The sequence below is a fragment of the Kineosporia succinea genome (genome assembly GCF_030811555.1).
Lineage (GTDB): Bacteria > Actinomycetota > Actinomycetes > Actinomycetales > Kineosporiaceae > Kineosporia > Kineosporia succinea.
In genome coordinates, this window is the sequence record NZ_JAUSQZ010000001.1 from 804,598 (window position 1) to 819,320 (window position 14,723).

Below are 14,723 nucleotides of genomic sequence, written 5' to 3' on the forward strand. Positions count from 1 at the left end.
ACCCGAGCCAGCTCAACTCAGACCCGAGCCAGCTCAACTCAGACCCGAGCCAGCCCAACTCAGACCCGAGCCAGCCCAACTCAGGCCCGGGGGCAGCTCAGCACCACCAGCGACCTGGCCTCGACCAGCAGCGAACCGCCCGCCTTGACCACGTCGACCTGCTGCTCCGGATCGGCAGCGAGCTGGCTGTCGAGCACGACCTGCCAGGCCTCGCCGTACTCGACCGGAGGCAGGACGAAGTCGAGGTCCTCGAAGTGGGCGTTGAAGATGAGCACGAACGAGTCGTCGACGATGCGCTCGCCGCGGTTGTCGGTGCCGGTGATGCCCCGCCCGTTGAGGTACATGGTCACCGCCTTGCCGAAACCGGAATCCCACTCCTCCTCGGTCATCTCGGAGCCGTCGGGGGTGAACCAGCTGATGTCCGGCACGCCCTCCTTGCCACGGCGGCGCACCGGCAGGCCGTCGAAGAAGTGACGCCGACGGAAGATCGGGTGCTGGGCGCGCAGCGCCGAGGCCGCCCGGGCGAACTGCAGCAGGCCTTCGTCGGCCGTGCTCCAGTCGATCCAGGTGATGTCGCTGTCCTGGCAGAACCCGTTGTTGTTGCCGTTCTGCGTGCGGCCCAGCTCGTCACCGTGACAGATCATCGGAACGCCCTGCGACAGCAGCAGTGACGCGAGGAAGTTGCGCTGCTGGCGGGCACGCAGGGCGAGCACCGAGGCGTCGTCCGTCGGGCCCTCGATCCCGCAGTTCCAGGACCGGTTGTGGCTCTCGCCGTCGTTGTTGTCCTCGCCGTTGGCCTCGTTGTGCTTCTCGTTGTACGAGACCAGGTCGCGGAGCGTGAACCCGTCGTGCGCGGTGACGAAGTTGATCGACGCCACCGGCCGCCGCGCCGAGTGCTCGTACAGATCGGCGGAACCCGTGATCCGGGCCGCGAACTCCCCGAGGGTGGCCGGCTCCCCGCGCCAGAAATCGCGAACGGTGTCGCGGTACTTGCCGTTCCACTCCGTCCACTGAGGCGGGAAGTTGCCGACCTGATACCCACCCGGCCCCACGTCCCAGGGCTCGGCAATCAGTTTCACCTGCGACACGGTCGGATCCTGCTGCACCAGCTCGAAGAAGCTCGAGAGCCGGTCGACGTCGTAGAACTCCCGCGCCAGGGTGGACGCCAGGTCGAAACGGAAACCGTCGACGTGCATCTCGGTGACCCAGTAACGCAGCGAGTCCATGATCAGCTGCAGCGAGTGCGGGTGCCGCACGTTCAGGCTGTTGCCCGTGCCGGTGTAGTCCATGTAGTAGCGCTGGTCGTCGTCGACGAGGCGGTAGTAGGCGGCGTTGTCGATACCGCGCATCGAGAGCGTCGGGCCCATGTGGTTGCCCTCGGCCGTGTGGTTGTAGACCACGTCGAGAATGACCTCGATGCCGGCCTCGTGCAGCGCCCGCACCATGGCCTTGAACTCCTGCACCTGCGAACCCGGCGTGGGCAGCGAGCTGTACTTCGGGTCGGGCGCGAAGAACCCGATCGTGTTGTAACCCCAGTAGTTCGACAGGCCCTTGTCGAGCAGCGTGGAATCGTTCGCGAAGTGGTGCACCGGCATGAGTTCCACGGCCGTGACGCCGAGAGCCTTGAGGTGGTCGATGATCGCCGGGTGCGCCATCGCGGAGTAGGTGCCGCGCATGGCTTCCGGGATGTCGGGGTGCGTCTGGGTGAGGCCCTTGACGTGCGCCTCGTAGATCACGGAGTCGGCGTACTCGTGCTGCGGCGGCCGGTCCGTGCCCCAGTCGAAGAACGGGTTGATCACGACCGAGCGCGGCATCGCGGCGGCCGAGTCCTCGTCGTTGCGGCTGTCCGGGTCGCCGAAGTCGTAGCTGAACAGGCTCTGGCCCCACTGGAACTGGCCGTCGATGGCCTTGGCGTAGGGGTCGAGCAGCAGCTTGTTCGGGTTGCAGCGGTGCCCGGTGGCCGGGTCGTAGGGGCCGTGCACCCGGTAGCCGTAACGCTGCCCGGGCTCGATGCCGGGGATGAAGGCGTGGTGCACGAAGGCGTCGACCTCGGGCAGATCGATGCGGGTCTCGTTGCCCGCGTCGTCGAACAGGCACAGCTCGATCCGCTCGGCGACCTCGCTGAACAGGGCGAAGTTCGTGCCGTACCCGTCGTAGGAGGCCCCCAGTGGATAGGCCTTGCCGGGCCAGACCTGGTGCGGAGCGGCGTCAGACATGAAGATGTCCCTTTTTTCTGCGACGGGGAGGTTGAAGCGCGACTGAACTGCACCACGGAAAACCGCACTCCGCCACCGGACGGCAGGGACCTCAGCTCAGGGACGAACCCGATTCTGACCAGCCACTCTTAGTAGCACCTAAGTCCTCCAAGATCCGCCCGGAAGCCCCTGACCTGCGGCGATGAGCATAGGTTAGGCTCACCTACTTCTTTTGACAGAATCAAAAGAAGGGTCCAGGCTCGTGCTCAGCACCCCGAGAGAAGGAGCATGACCATGACTACCATCGCTTCCGCCAACACCGGCATGAACGGCTTCCACGCCTCCGCGATCCTGGGCGCGAACCTCCAGCGCGTCCTCGTCGACCTGGTGGCCCTGCACCTCTACGGCAAGCAGGCCCACTGGAACATCGTGGGCAAGAACTTCCGCGACCTGCACCTGCAGCTCGACGAGATCGTCGACCTGGGCCGCGAGCACAGCGACACGATCGCCGAGCGCATGCGCGCCCTCGACGTGGTTCCCGACGCCGGCCCCAAGGCCGTGTGCGCGCAGACCACGCTGACCGACTTCGGGTCCGACGAGGTCGACACCACCGAGGCCGTCGACAAGATCACCGTGATGCTCCGCGAGGTCGCCGCCACCGCGCGCGCCGTGCACGACGACGTCGACAGCGAAGACCCGACCACGGCCGACCTGCTGCACACGATCATCCACGACCTGGAGAAGCAGGCCTGGCTGATCTCCTCGGAGAACCGCAAGCCGCGTAAGGCCTGATCTCACCAGCACAATGAGGGACGCGTCGGTCACCTACGGGTGACGGTCCGCCTCTGAAGGGCCCGGGTCCCGGAAGGACCGCGCGAGCGCGGCGAACCCCGGATGACCCGCGGCACCCCGGTGCCGCAGCTTGTGCCTCACCAGGCACATTCCGAGCTGCACACCCTGTTCCAGATTTCGCGGGTGGGGACTGCCGGCTACCAGCATGGCCAGCAGTCCCGCCGCGAAGACATCCCCGGCACCGGTGGAATCGGCGATTTCATCCGGTGTCAGCGGCGTTCGGGACACCACGAAGTATTCGTCCCCCGCGACGACCGTGATCCCGCCGGGCGCCTTGACCAGTCGCGTCGCCCCGAACCGGTGCCCCTCCAGCAGTTCCTGCTCGGCCCGGTTCAGCAGCAGGTGATCGGCGAGCCCGATGATGCCGAGGATCTCCGGCGTCGGCTCCGCGCACCAGACGTGCCCCGGGTCGACCGTGATCACCACCCCGGGCGCCCGCTCACGCAGCGCGCCGAGCAGCCGCAGCAGCACCGCCGGCGTCTCCGGGTCGAGGAACGACGTCACGTGCACCACCCGGGCCCGGGCCAGGTAGGCGAGCACCTCGTCGAAGCGCCCGGCCAGATACCGCGCCGTCTCCTCGTTCGCCCCGATGTGGGTGAGCAGCGTGCGGTCCCCGTCGTGGGTGAGGGCCAGGCACGTCCCCGGCCGGCGGGACGAGTGCCCGAGCACGCTCAGGTCGACGTCCCCCCGGTCCGCGAAGCCGTTGAAACCCGCGCCCGCCACCCCCACGTACCCCAGGGACAGGCCGAGGTCGCACGCGCTGAGTGCCTCGACCACGTTGAACGACGAGCCACCGGCCGTGACCGTGACCCCTGACGCCTCGAGGCGCGGGAGCAGGGCGACCACCACGTCCTCAGGCACTGCCGTCTCGGTGCCGAGCGGCCCCGGCAGGGGCGACCCGGCGGGCAGAGGCGCGATGTAGTCGAGGTTGAGCGCACCGACGGCAACGACGTCGAACATGGCGCCCATCATGCACGGCCCCGGTCGTGCGCGGGCCCCGCACCGTTCTCGGTCAGTCCATCAGGCCGGCGTCCTGGCCCGAGGCGCCCTCCTTCTGCTCGGGCTGCGGGCCGTCGGCCACCTGACCTCCAGTGAGCTGCTCGTCCGACTTCTGCGACGGGTAGCCGGCGAAGCCCTCCTTCTCGTCCGGAGCGTCTTCGGGATTGCCGCCGCTGCGCACGTCACCGGTCTTCTTCGCGGCCGGGTCGGGGTCGCCGGCGTTGACGCCCTGCCGTTCGACCAGGTCGTTCGTGTCGTTGTCACTCATCGTCCGACCTTGTCATCAATAACCCGCTGTCGCACTCGCATCGCACCCTGACCCGAGGCGTCCAGTTTTCCGCGTGAGTCATGCGCAGAATCGAACGATCCGCAGCCGGATTCGGATCTGACTCCGGGGGTTCGTCAGGGGGATCAGTCATGAGCAGGCACTATCCGGTCATCAGCCATCGTGTGCTCGACGGCGCGCCGCCGCCGGCACCAGAACCCGGTCGCACGAGGGTTTTCCGCCTCGACGACGGGCGGCACGTCCTGTCCGACGCGGCGGCACCGGGCACGCCGGTGGTGGCCGTCACCGAGATCGACATGAGTGAGCAGGTCGACGTCCGGGTGCACACGCGGCTGAGAGAACGCCGTCTGTCGCTGGGCACGCCGATCCGGGTGGTGTTGCGGTGCAGCGTGTTCGACCCGGTGGAGGTGGCCCAGACCCGCACGAGCCTGGCCGTCGCCCAGCTGCACGAGCACCTGACCGGGGCGGTGCTGGTGATCGCGAAGGCCACGCGGCGCGGGCCGGGCTTCGACGACCGGTTGCGCCAGATGCTCGCGACGCGGCTCTATCCCCCGCCCGCGCGGCACGCGGTGCCAGGGATGAGGATCGAGGTGCTGGAGGTGTCAACGGGGTTCGCCGACCGGCCTCGGCGATCCCGGGCCGCGGGTGCTGCCGGTTCTTCGGCCGGGCTGACCGAGTCGGCACGGCAGGCGGGCACCTACTACGGCGACGGCTCGTACGGCGGTTCGGGGCATCACGGCTCGGGACACCACGGCTCGTCCGGCTACTCGGACTCCGGCTCGTCGGACTCGTCCGGCGGCGGGGGCGGCGGGGGCAGCTGGTGACGGCAGCCCGGCCGCCGCATCTTCGGTCCACCACCTCACCGGAGGGCTGAGAGTGGGCCGGTGAACCTCACCACCCTCGCCCGCCCGATCCACCGAAACCCCTTACGAGACAGTAATTCCCGAGCCGCGTCCAACCTGGTGCAAGGCCGGCGCGCGCGAGCGCGTCGACACCACCGCCACCGGGGCCTTCGCCGAGCCCGCCCACCTGAGCCGGCGCGCCGCGTCCGTCGTCTGGCCCGCCGACCGCACCCGCGAACGTGCTAAGGCTGGTGCCCGGCGTACTCGGACTCCGGGATCAGGTCTTTCGTGAAGGGTGCCCGCAGCGTCGGCAGCAGGTGCCGGAAATTCCACACCAGCGCGGCGATCGCGATCAGGCCGTAGACCGCGCTCAGGATCAGCCGCCCCTGGGTGCCGGTGACCGGGAACTGCACCAGAAACAGGATCAGCAGGAGCCAGGCCGAGCGGCGGTGGAAGTGCAGGCCGAGGATGAGCGCGATGCCGAGCATGGTCTGCGTGGCGGTCAGCAGCACCTCTTCGACCTGCCGGTCGTCGAGCGGGAGCGCCGCACTGCCGCCACCCGCCCAGTAGGCCATGGGCAGCGAACCCACCAGCAACGTCCACTGATTCACCTTCGACGAGATCAGCGTGCCGATCGCCGCGGTGGCGTTGCCGCGCGCGGCGAACATGATCGCGATGATGAACTCCGGCGCCTCGGACGCCAGCGGCGCCACCCACTGCACCAGCAGGAACTCGTCGACGCCGAGGGCACCTCCCCCGTCGACCAGGCTGTGCGCGAACGGCTCGGCCGCGAGCAGCACCACCACCGCGGCGAACCCGAACAGGGCGACGAGCGTGATCCGGCGGGCGCGGGTGGGCAGGGCACCGATGACGGCGGACGTGCCGCGCAGGTTGGGTTCCTCGACCTCACCACGGCTGAGCCGCCAGGCGTAGAACACGAACCAGGCGAACAGCACCACGCCCATCCAGACGTGGATCTGGCCGGTCAGCGGCATGACGAACGCGAAGATGCCCGCCGCGAGCAGGAATCCGAGCTCGAGCCGGTTACCGGCGTCGAGCGGCAGTGTGTGCCCGCGCCGTTGGTGCACCCGCTTGAGGCCCCACAGACCGACCAGCACCACGACCGGCCAGCCCAGCCCGAGCAGCAGCCGGTTGGAGCCGGTCATGTTGGCGGCGGCGTACTGCACGTAGGCCGGGTCGCTGCCCGCGGTGTAGGCGTAGTAGAGGTCGACCGCGTACTCCGGCAGCACCGCGATCAGGGCCAGGATGGCGATCGCGAGCCCGCCGGAGATGTCGACCTGGGCCGCCTCCGCCGCCCAGGCCAGCACGAACGAGGCCGCGAACACCGCCGCCCCGAACACGAGAATGGCTGCCACCGGCTCGATCTCGGCACCTAACAGGCGAATGACGACGGCCGGGGCGGCCAGCAGCACACACAGTCCGACCGACCGGACCAGCCGGCTCCTGTGCGTGGTGACGCTGTCGCTCACAGTCGTGGTCTCCTCATCCGGGGCTGCCGGGCACCAGCATGCGCGGACGCCGCGAACCCGGCCATTCCAGACGTCGGACCCCGCCGTTCCAGACCTCAGGCCCGGCCGTTCCGCACGTCGGCCCCAGCCGTTCCACATGTCGGGCCCGGCCGTTCCACACGTCGGGCCTGGTCGCTCCCGGCCTCGGGAGGGATCCGCCAAAGCAGGCCGGTCCGGCCCCTCGCGGGACCGGACCGGTCTTCTTCCCCTGAAAGCCGCCGTTCGGCAGCGGGTCTCGCCTACTTGTAGGTGATGTCCGAGGAGGAGTACTTGCAGTACGTGCCGTCGGCGCCGGAGCCGGTCTTGGTCGGCTCCTTGCCACTGCTGTTACCGGTGAACTTGTCGCAGATGGAGATCTTCTTGCTGTCGTCGTACAGCCGGATCCACTTGAACGTGGCGGTGTCCTTGTAGTTGGTGTTGATGCCGGCCAGCGACTTGCCCGGCGAAACCGCGATCACGTTGTAGATCTCGACGTTCTTCTGGTACTGCGTCGAGCAGTTGCCGCACGAGCGGAACAGCTTGCCGAAGTCCTGGACGACGAAGTTCTGGATGATGAACCGGCCGGGGCCGTTGTCCTGGAAGACCTTGTCGCTGGCCTTCTTCGCGCCGCCGCCGTCGATCTGCATGATCTGGCCGGAGACCTTGCCCTTCTGCGTGGCGGCGTCCTCGCCCACGTCCTCCCACCAGACGTTCTGCAGGAGGCAGGTGCCCTCACAGTGCACGCCGTCGCCGGCCTTGTTGCCGATGATGACGTTCTTCAGGGTGCCGCCGTTCTTGACCACGAACAGCGGGTCCTGGCTCTCGGACTGGTCGCCGCCCCAGCCCTGGAACCGCTTGAGACCACCGTCGTACGTGCCGCTCACGGTCTTGGTGGCGGTCAGGTTGGTGGTGCCCTTGGCCGTCGGCCAGGTCAGGCTCAGCGCACCGGCCTTGGTCGGGATCGCGACCGGCGTGGAGGCGGCGGCCGCCGTGGTGACGGACGTGCTGCTGGTCGCGGCGGTGGCCACGGTGCCGGCGGCAGCGGCCAGCACGACGGCGGCGGCGATGCCGGTCCAGACCCGTCGACGGGTGCTGAACGCGCGCTTCAAACGGCCACGCGAGGGGCTTTTCATGCGGATTCCCTTTCCGGGGCGGACGACGGCGCTCCGAGTGCGCCGTCGATTCAGACACAGGGGGCCGGTAAGCCATCAGGCCCGCCCTGAACGGGCCTGAATGCAGCCGGGCGGGCCTGCCCTGAACAGGCCCACGCAGCCGTTGCGCTCACCGGCGCCCCGCGCTTCTGACGTCCCCTAAGTCCGCCGCCGGGGCCGAAAGGTTGCCCCGCCCGGGGAATTTTTCTCCCCCGGCCGTGAACCCTTGCGGCGAAAGGCCTCCGACCAGGCGGGAGAACGCTCCGAACACCCCCGGCTACAGTCGGCCCACACCTGGATCAAGGAGACAAAGAGGATGTCCACATCCGGTTGATTGGCGCCAGAGCCCGCACACGCTGAACTGAAGACGCGGCCTCTGACCGCCGTGACCGGCTCCCCCATCTGGAGCCGGTCACGGCCGGAAGGCACCGCGTCCCGCCGACATCCCTCCGTCGCGGTCGTGGTGCAGGTGCGTGCCCGGTTCGGGCCCCCGTGGGGCGGGCCCCTCGGGGCCGGGCGCGCACCGCCTCGTCACCCCCGAAAGCCCATCAGTCACAGGTCGCCCGCTGAATCACCGCGACCGGCCGCGGCTCCCACAGCCCGCCCCGGTTCGTGCCACCCCTTCCGGGCCCACCAACGACGTCTCACCGAGCCACCGGCCGGTCACCCACGCGTCCCCCGTTGCCCCACCACCGCCGAACCCACCGCCGAACCCACCGCCGAACCGGCCCCGAACAGAACCCCGGCCGCGAACGCGACCGCCGCCCGGCCACCCCACCCCGACGCCCCCGACAGTCCCGACCATCCCGCCGACCCCCGCAGCCCCGGCCACCCCGAGAGGGTGAGGGAGACGCTCGGCCGGACCGGCGCGTCGGCCACCGCCCCCGACCGGCCCCCGGACGGCACCACCGTGAGCTCCGGCCGCCCCACCCCGGGCGACGACTGCGCCGGGATACGCGCTCCCGGCACCGGCACGCTGCGCACCTGCCCGACCGCCAGCAGCACCTTCGACAACGGCGGGCTCTTGCTCTCCCAGACCAGCACCTCCAGCCGCCCGAACCGCGCCAGGCGGGCGAAGCGGCCGTCGGACGAGGCCACCACGAACCGTCTGCACCCTCGCCCCGCCCAGGCCTCGGCGACCTGCAGCAGCGCGTTGTCGGCGGCATCCCGCTCGTCACCGACCAGGTGCAGGTCGACCCCCAGCCGGATCAGCTCGGACCGGCGGTCGGGCGCGATGCGCGAACCGGCGCAGGCCGCGATCACCCGCTCGACCGGCTGCGCCGCCGCCACCAGCGCGGGCACCTTGGTGCGCACCGTCTGCAGTTTCGGCTGGGCCCCGAGACAGCTCTCCAGATCGAGCAGGAGCACAGCCCTTTCACTCCCCGTTGTTTTCCCCACGAACCGACGATGCCAGAAAGGTGCCGTTCGCCGGAAAGTGCGGCCCCCACGTGCACCACCGGTCTCGGTGAGCCCCAGCCGTCGCTCCCCCGGATCGCCGATCCGCGCCGGATGCCCGATGCTGATCACGTGCGTCGCAGAGCCTGGTCAGCCGTCCACCAGGCCGTCACCGGCACCCGCACCCTCCTCACCGGCACCGACACCGCCCTCCTGTCGTCCGGCGCGGCGCTCTACGGCATGCTCGCCGCCGTCCCCACCCTGCTCGTCGCCGTCGCCCTGGCCGGTGTGCTCTTCGGTCACGACCTGATCGCCGACCTGGGCGCCAGCCTGGCCGCCGCCATCCCCGACGAGCAGGGCGCCGACCGCTGGGTCGACGGGCTGTTCGGCGCCGGGCTCTCACTGTCCCCGCCGGCCGTGCTGTTCGCCGTGTTCATGGCCTCGGCCTACGGGCGGGGCCTGAGCAAGGCCCTGGCCCGGCTGGTCCCGGCCGAGCACCGTTCCGACCCGCCGCCGTCGTTCCAGGCCCGGCTGCTCACGCTGCCCCTGCTCGGCCTGGCCCCGCTGATGCTGCTGGCCCTGCTCGTCATCACGCCGACCGTGGAGAACCTGGAGACCGAGAACGGCCTGGCCGGCGTGCTTCTCGCCTCCTACCTGGGCCTCAACCTGGTGTGGGTGATTCTCTGGGCGCCGCTGGCCTGGATGTTCCGGGTGGTCGCGCCGGGCCGGCCGCGGTGGCGCTCGGCCGGGATCTCGGCGGTGGTCACGGCCGCGTTCATCTCCGGCTTCCTGCAGGGCTTCACGTTGTTCCTGGCCCTGCCCGTCGACCTCGGGCGGCCGTTCGGCGGGCTGACGATCGTCGGCGTCACCACCGCGCTGCTGCTGTGGCTGTGGGTGCTGCACGCCGTGATCTGCGTGGGCTATGCACTGACCTGGTCGATCGACAGGATGCTGGACGACGCAGCCGACTGACCACAGGAGCAAGGATGCCCCCGCAGACGCCCGGCCCGATGCCCGCGTTCGACCCCGAGATCCAGGCCGTCTGGGACGAGATCGGCGCACCCCCGGCCACCATCCAGGAGGCACGCGACCAGGCGGTGCCCGTACCTCCCGAACTTCTCACCGCCGACGGTCTTTTCACCGTCGAAGACCGTGCGCTGCCCGATCTCGGCATCAGCCTGCTCATCATCCGCCCGGTCCGGGCGCAGGCCCCCACCGGCGCCCTGTACTGGATCCACGGCGGCGGGATGTTCGCCGGTGACAACCGTTCCGGCGTGGTCGGGGAGGCCCTGGTCGCGGCCCGGGAGTTCAACCTGGCCGTGGTCTCGGTGGAGTACCGGCTGGCCCCCGAGCACCCGCACCCCGCGCCGGTCGAGGACTGCTACGCCGGGCTGGTCTGGACCGCCGGGCACGCCGCCGAGCTGAACATCGACGCCGGCCGCATCATCTGCGCCGGGGGCAGCGCGGGCGGAGGCCTCGCCGCGGCCGTCACCCTGCTCGCCCGGGACCGCGGCGGCCCGGCCCTGCTCGGCCAGATGCTGCTGTGCCCGATGCTCGACGACCGCAACGACACCGTCTCGGCGCGGCAGGTCACCGACACCGGCACCTGGACGCGCAGCAGCAACGAGACCGGCTGGACGGCCCTGCTCGGCTCCGGGGAGGCCGACCCGTACGCCGCCCCGGCCCGGGCCACCGACCTGTCCGGGCTGCCGCCCGCCTACATCGACGTCGGCTCGTCGGAGGTGTTCCGCGACGAGGACGTGGCCTACGCCTCGGCCATCTGGGCGGCCGGTGGGGCAGCCGAGTTGCACGTCTGGTCCGGAGGTTTCCACGGCTACGCGGTGCTGGCACCCGGCACCCGCGTGGCCCGCGACACGGTGGCCGCGCGTCACGCCTGGTTGCGGCGGGTTCTCGAGCCCGGCGGCGGTTCGTGAAGGACGCGGTGGCGCCGGTGGACGGGGCGGCGCACCTTGACGGCGACAGCCCTTTCGTGACGGACCGTGTTCTCGCCGTTGCCCTTTGGGGCCGTGGAGGGGGTCACGCGATGCCCTAGGCTCATCGATGATGGCAGGCCTGCGACGCACAGCGGCGACCTGGTGGCGGGCGGTTCGGGGGGCGAGCCGCGGCCGGGTCGTCTACGAGTGCGCCCTGATGCTGTTCGCCGCGCTGACGAATCTCAGCGGCGTCGTGTTCGTCAACTACACCGAGGTCGGCTCCACCGAGCTCCTGCTCTCCCTGGGCACGGCCGCCGCCGCGCTCGTGCTGGTGCCGCTGCGCCTGGTCCGGCCGGTCACCGCTCTGGTGCTGGGCTCGGTGGTCAGCATCCCGGCCGGGGGCACGTCGCTGCTGATCTCCATCCTCAGCGCCAGCACCGGCTACCGCGCCAAGAAGCCACTGGCCATCGTCTTCGGCTACTCGGTGGCGCTGGCCTGCGCGATCTGCGGGGTGATGGCGCAGACCGACCCGGCCGATTTCGGGCCGATGGGCGCGCCCCTGTTCGGCCTGACGCTGTTCGCCTTCATGTGCGTGCTGCCCGGGGCGATCGCCGCGATGATCGCGCAGCGCCGCCTGCTCGTCATGACCATGCACCAGCGCAACATCGAGCTGCACGCCGAGCGCCTCCTGGTGGCCGGCCAGGCCCAGGCCCGCGAGCGCAACCGGATCGCCGCCGAGCTGCACGACTCGCTGGGCCACCGGCTCACGCTGATCTCGATGTACGCGGGCGGTCTTTCACAGAACCCGACACAGAACCCGACACAGAACCCCGCGGCCGCCGGGGCACGCACCCCGACCACCACGTCCACCGTCGGCATCCACGAAGAAGACCCGCGCACGCGCGCCGTGGGCCTGCTGCGCGACACCTCGTCGCAGGCCATGACCGAGCTGCGGCAGATCCTGAAGGTGCTGCACCAGGACGAGCCCGCGGCCGGTGGTGGCCGCAAGCTCGACGAGGTCGAGCAGACCGTGGAGGCCGCCCGGCAGACCGGCACCCTGATCGAGCTGGTGCGGGTGGGGCAGCCGCGCCCGCTCTCGCTGCTGGCCGAGCACGCGGGCTACCGCGTCGTTCAGGAAGGCATCACCAACGCGCTGAAACACGCCGGTGGGGCGCCGGTGCGGGTCGAGGTCCGCTACGACGACGAGGCCCTGTTCATCGAGGTCCGTAACCGCGCCGGGCGTCCGCACCCGGGCCCGAGCAGCGGGCAGGGGCTGCACGGGCTCACCGAACGCGTGCGGCTGGCGGGTGGCGTGCTGTCGCAGGGGCCGACGGACGACGGGTTCCGTCTGGGGGCGATGTTGCCGTACGAGGCGGACGTCCCCGCTCCGGGCCCGGCCCCGGCCAGCGACTTCCCGCCCGACCTGATCAGGCGCAGCAGCCGCCGCCAGCGCATCGGGTTCACCGCGGTGGTGCTGGCCCTGCTGGTCACGCTGGGCTCGTGCGTGGGCTGGGCCGCCACGCTGCCGGGCACGATCCCGATCGAGGCGTCGGTGTACCAGGCCGTTCGGGTCGGCGACGACCGCGACCGGCTGCGGCACCTGCTGCCCGAGGAGGAGGTGGCCTCGACCCGTACCGACGAGCAGGGCCGGACCTGCGAGACCTTCCTCGGCGACGTCACCGAGCAACCCGACTTCGAAGAGTACGAAATCACTTACGAGTTCTGCTATTCCGGCGACAAGCTGGTCTCCAAGCAGAAGGTACGCACGGAGGGAACCCCATGACGGACGCGCCGGTCCGGGTCTTGATCGCGGACGACGACGCCTTGGTGCGCGGAGGCATTCGCTTCGTGCTCTCGATGGTCGAAGGGATCGACGTGCGCTGGGAGGCCGGCGACGGGGCCGAGGCCGTCGTCCTGGCTCTGGAGCACCGCCCCGACGTCGTGCTCATGGACGTGCAGATGCCCGGCACCGACGGGCTCACCGCGCTGCTGAAACTGCGGGCGGCCTGGCCGGAGGCGGTGGTCATCATCCTGACCACGTTCGGCGAGAGTGACTACATCACGCGGGCTCTGGCCGGCGGGGCGGCCGGGTTCCTGCTGAAAGACGCGGCGGCCGACGACCTGGCCCGGGCGATCCGGGCGGCCGCGAACGGTGACGCGTTCCTGTCCCCCGCGGTCACCCGTCAGCTGCTCGACGGCATGTCGGCGCCCTCCGGTGCCCCGGTGGTACCGGAGGCCTCGCGGGCGCCGGGCATCGAGGTGCCCGAGTTCGCCGCGAAGGGCCTGGCCGAGCTGAGTGCCCGCGAGCGCGAGGTGCTGGTGCTGGTGGCGCAGGGCCTGTCGAACGCCGCGATCAGCACGCAGCTGTGGATCAGCGAGGCGACGGTGAAGACGCACGTGAGCCGGGTGCTGACGAAGCTGGGCTGCGAGAACCGGGTGCAGGCGGCGCTGATCGCGCACCGCCTGGGGCTCATGCAGTCCTGAGCAGCTCCGTCGGGCTCACCCCCAGGGCGCTCAGAAGCCTTCCGCTGCGGTTGTTCTCGACGCAGACCAGGCGCTCGAGCACCGACCGGGTGCCCTGCGGCCAGTCGCCGTACGAGCTGGGCAGCGGCACCGCGTCGCGGCCCAGCTCGGTGACGGCCATCGCCTCGCGCACCTTCTCGTGGTCGAGCCCGGCGTCGAGCAGGGCCTGCCCGCCGCCGTAGCGGGGCTGGGCCTGCCGGGCCATGTGCGGGTAGGCGCGGGCGACCTGGTGGGTGGTCAGGAGGGCGAGCAGCACGTCGTCCGAGCTCATCCGGCGGCCCTGCTCGCGGGCCAGCTCGTCGGCCTCCAGCCGCACCCAGAACACCGGGTCGGCGGCCAGGTTGTCGGACGACAGCCGCATCAGGAACCTGCGGATGCGGCCCATCACACCGCGGCCCTGGGGTTCGTAGCGCGCCCGGCCGATCAGCGCGTCGCGGGTGCGGTGCAGGTCGGGGTGCAGGCGCTCGGTGCGGGCCGGCACCCGGCCCTCACGCAGGGCCTCGCGCAGTTCGGCGACGTCGACCCCGCAGTCGGCGAGCACGCCCACGGCCCGGCTCTGCGAGTCGCCGAGGATCGCCAGCAGCACGTCGAGGGGCTCGCGCTCGGCACCGCCGGTGACCGAGGAGCCGGCCTGGGCCCGGTCGAGCGCGGCGGCCGCGGCGCTGGAGAACGTCATCGTCCCGGTCGCGCCCACGGCCATCAGCCGGTTCACCGAGCCGGTCTCCGGAGCCTCGGCCCCGACCAGCTCCCGCAGTACCCCGTCGGTGACGTCGTAGGCGTCCAGCGCGTCACTGATCCCGTCGACGTGCGACATGCCCCGCAGCAGGTGGTGGGTGCCGATCACCTCGTCGGCGTGGAAGAACGCCCGGCCCCACACGATGGTGAACTCGTCGCTGCAGGGGAACGGTGGCCGCACTGTCGTGTCCATGGCCCGATCTTGCTCTGCACCGGGTGGTGAACGCGTCGGCCAACGGTCGGACCTTGACTACGACCGAAGTCGTACTCGCCCGTCGGGGTGAAGGCCCGCGCGGCCGGTGC

General features: G+C 70.7%; 13 protein-coding genes. 6 read left to right on the forward strand and 7 right to left on the reverse strand.

Features of this window, described 5'->3' with window-relative positions; translation table 11 throughout:
- Positions 1–80: 80 nt before the first annotated feature.
- Positions 81–2,216, reverse strand: a complete 2,136-nt coding sequence (gene glgX / locus J2S57_RS03545; protein WP_307238232.1) for a glycogen debranching protein GlgX — start codon at positions 2,214–2,216, stop codon at positions 81–83.
- A 273-nt stretch (positions 2,217–2,489) separates the two neighbouring features.
- On the opposite strand from glgX, the gene J2S57_RS03550 reads away from it, so the two are divergent.
- Entirely contained in the window at positions 2,490–2,987 is a 498-nt protein-coding gene (locus J2S57_RS03550; protein WP_307238234.1) for a Dps family protein, read from the forward strand.
- Positions 2,988–3,020: 33 nt separating this feature from the next.
- On the opposite strand, the gene J2S57_RS03555 is transcribed toward J2S57_RS03550, so the two are convergent.
- Positions 3,021–4,007, reverse strand: a complete 987-nt coding sequence (locus J2S57_RS03555) for a carbohydrate kinase family protein (protein ID WP_307238236.1) — start codon at positions 4,005–4,007, stop codon at positions 3,021–3,023.
- A 52-nt stretch (positions 4,008–4,059) separates the two neighbouring features.
- The gene (locus J2S57_RS03560) at positions 4,060–4,314 is read right to left on the reverse strand and encodes a hypothetical protein (RefSeq protein WP_307238237.1); all 255 of its coding nucleotides are present in this window, start codon (positions 4,312–4,314) and stop codon (positions 4,060–4,062) included.
- 149 nt (positions 4,315–4,463) lie between these two features.
- On the opposite strand from J2S57_RS03560, the gene J2S57_RS03565 reads away from it, so the two are divergent.
- Positions 4,464–5,156 (forward strand): hypothetical protein, encoded by a 693-nt coding sequence (locus tag J2S57_RS03565; RefSeq protein WP_307238239.1) that lies wholly within the window; start codon positions 4,464–4,466, stop codon positions 5,154–5,156.
- 260 nt (positions 5,157–5,416) lie between these two features.
- Here J2S57_RS03565 and J2S57_RS03570 read toward each other — a convergent pair whose 3' ends face one another.
- From J2S57_RS03570 to J2S57_RS03580, 3 genes are all read right to left on the reverse strand, one after another.
- Complete coding sequence (locus tag J2S57_RS03570; protein WP_307238241.1) at positions 5,417–6,664, reverse strand: calcium:cation antiporter family protein; 1,248 nt, start codon at positions 6,662–6,664, stop codon at positions 5,417–5,419.
- Positions 6,665–6,942: 278 nt separating this feature from the next.
- Positions 6,943–7,815 carry a pectate lyase gene (locus tag J2S57_RS03575; protein WP_307238242.1) on the reverse strand — a complete coding sequence of 291 codons (873 nt, stop codon included), beginning with the start codon at positions 7,813–7,815 and terminating at the stop codon, positions 6,943–6,945.
- 681 nt (positions 7,816–8,496) lie between these two features.
- Positions 8,497–9,201 carry a hypothetical protein gene (locus tag J2S57_RS03580; protein ID WP_307238244.1) on the reverse strand — a complete coding sequence of 235 codons (705 nt, stop codon included), beginning with the start codon at positions 9,199–9,201 and terminating at the stop codon, positions 8,497–8,499.
- A gap of 159 nt (positions 9,202–9,360) precedes the next feature.
- On the opposite strand from J2S57_RS03580, the gene J2S57_RS03585 reads away from it, so the two are divergent.
- The 4 genes from J2S57_RS03585 (at position 9,361) to J2S57_RS03600 (ending at position 13,646) form a co-directional block, all read left to right on the forward strand.
- A complete protein-coding gene (locus tag J2S57_RS03585) occupies positions 9,361–10,200 on the forward strand; it encodes a YihY/virulence factor BrkB family protein (RefSeq protein WP_307238246.1) in 840 nt (279 codons plus the stop codon).
- A 14-nt stretch (positions 10,201–10,214) separates the two neighbouring features.
- A complete protein-coding gene (locus J2S57_RS03590; RefSeq protein ID WP_307238248.1) occupies positions 10,215–11,162 on the forward strand; it encodes an alpha/beta hydrolase in 948 nt (315 codons plus the stop codon).
- Positions 11,163–11,292: 130 nt separating this feature from the next.
- On the forward strand, positions 11,293–12,945 hold the full coding sequence (locus tag J2S57_RS03595; protein WP_307238250.1) for a sensor histidine kinase: 1,653 nt from the start codon (positions 11,293–11,295) through the stop codon (positions 12,943–12,945).
- Positions 12,942–13,646, forward strand: coding sequence for a response regulator (locus tag J2S57_RS03600; protein ID WP_307238252.1), 705 nt, complete (start codon positions 12,942–12,944; stop codon positions 13,644–13,646). Before J2S57_RS03595 ends, J2S57_RS03600 begins: the two co-directional genes overlap by 4 nt.
- Here the strand turns inward: J2S57_RS03600 and J2S57_RS03605 are convergent.
- Positions 13,633–14,613: a Clp protease N-terminal domain-containing protein gene (locus J2S57_RS03605; protein WP_307238254.1), complete on the reverse strand. Its 981-nt coding sequence runs from the start codon at positions 14,611–14,613 to the stop codon at positions 13,633–13,635. The two genes, J2S57_RS03600 and J2S57_RS03605, sit on opposite strands and share 14 nt — an antisense overlap.
- Positions 14,614–14,723 lie beyond the last annotated feature (110 nt).

What these genes read in the sequence shown, in the direction of transcription:
- glgX (WP_307238232.1), bottom strand. Translation starts at nt 2,216, where the DNA reads ATGTCTGACGCCGCTCCGCACCAGGTCTGGCCCGGCAAGGCCTATCCA.
- J2S57_RS03550 (WP_307238234.1), top strand. Translation starts at nt 2,490, where the DNA reads ATGACTACCATCGCTTCCGCCAACACCGGCATGAACGGCTTCCACGCC.
- J2S57_RS03555 (WP_307238236.1), bottom strand. Translation starts at nt 4,007, where the DNA reads ATGTTCGACGTCGTTGCCGTCGGTGCGCTCAACCTCGACTACATCGCG.
- J2S57_RS03560 (WP_307238237.1), bottom strand. Translation starts at nt 4,314, where the DNA reads ATGAGTGACAACGACACGAACGACCTGGTCGAACGGCAGGGCGTCAAC.
- J2S57_RS03565 (WP_307238239.1), top strand. Translation starts at nt 4,464, where the DNA reads ATGAGCAGGCACTATCCGGTCATCAGCCATCGTGTGCTCGACGGCGCG.
- J2S57_RS03575 (WP_307238242.1), bottom strand. Translation starts at nt 7,815, where the DNA reads ATGAAAAGCCCCTCGCGTGGCCGTTTGAAGCGCGCGTTCAGCACCCGT.
- J2S57_RS03590 (WP_307238248.1), top strand. Translation starts at nt 10,215, where the DNA reads ATGCCCCCGCAGACGCCCGGCCCGATGCCCGCGTTCGACCCCGAGATC.
- J2S57_RS03595 (WP_307238250.1), top strand. Translation starts at nt 11,293, where the DNA reads ATGGCAGGCCTGCGACGCACAGCGGCGACCTGGTGGCGGGCGGTTCGG.
- J2S57_RS03600 (WP_307238252.1), top strand. Translation starts at nt 12,942, where the DNA reads ATGACGGACGCGCCGGTCCGGGTCTTGATCGCGGACGACGACGCCTTG.
- J2S57_RS03605 (WP_307238254.1), bottom strand. Translation starts at nt 14,613, where the DNA reads ATGGACACGACAGTGCGGCCACCGTTCCCCTGCAGCGACGAGTTCACC.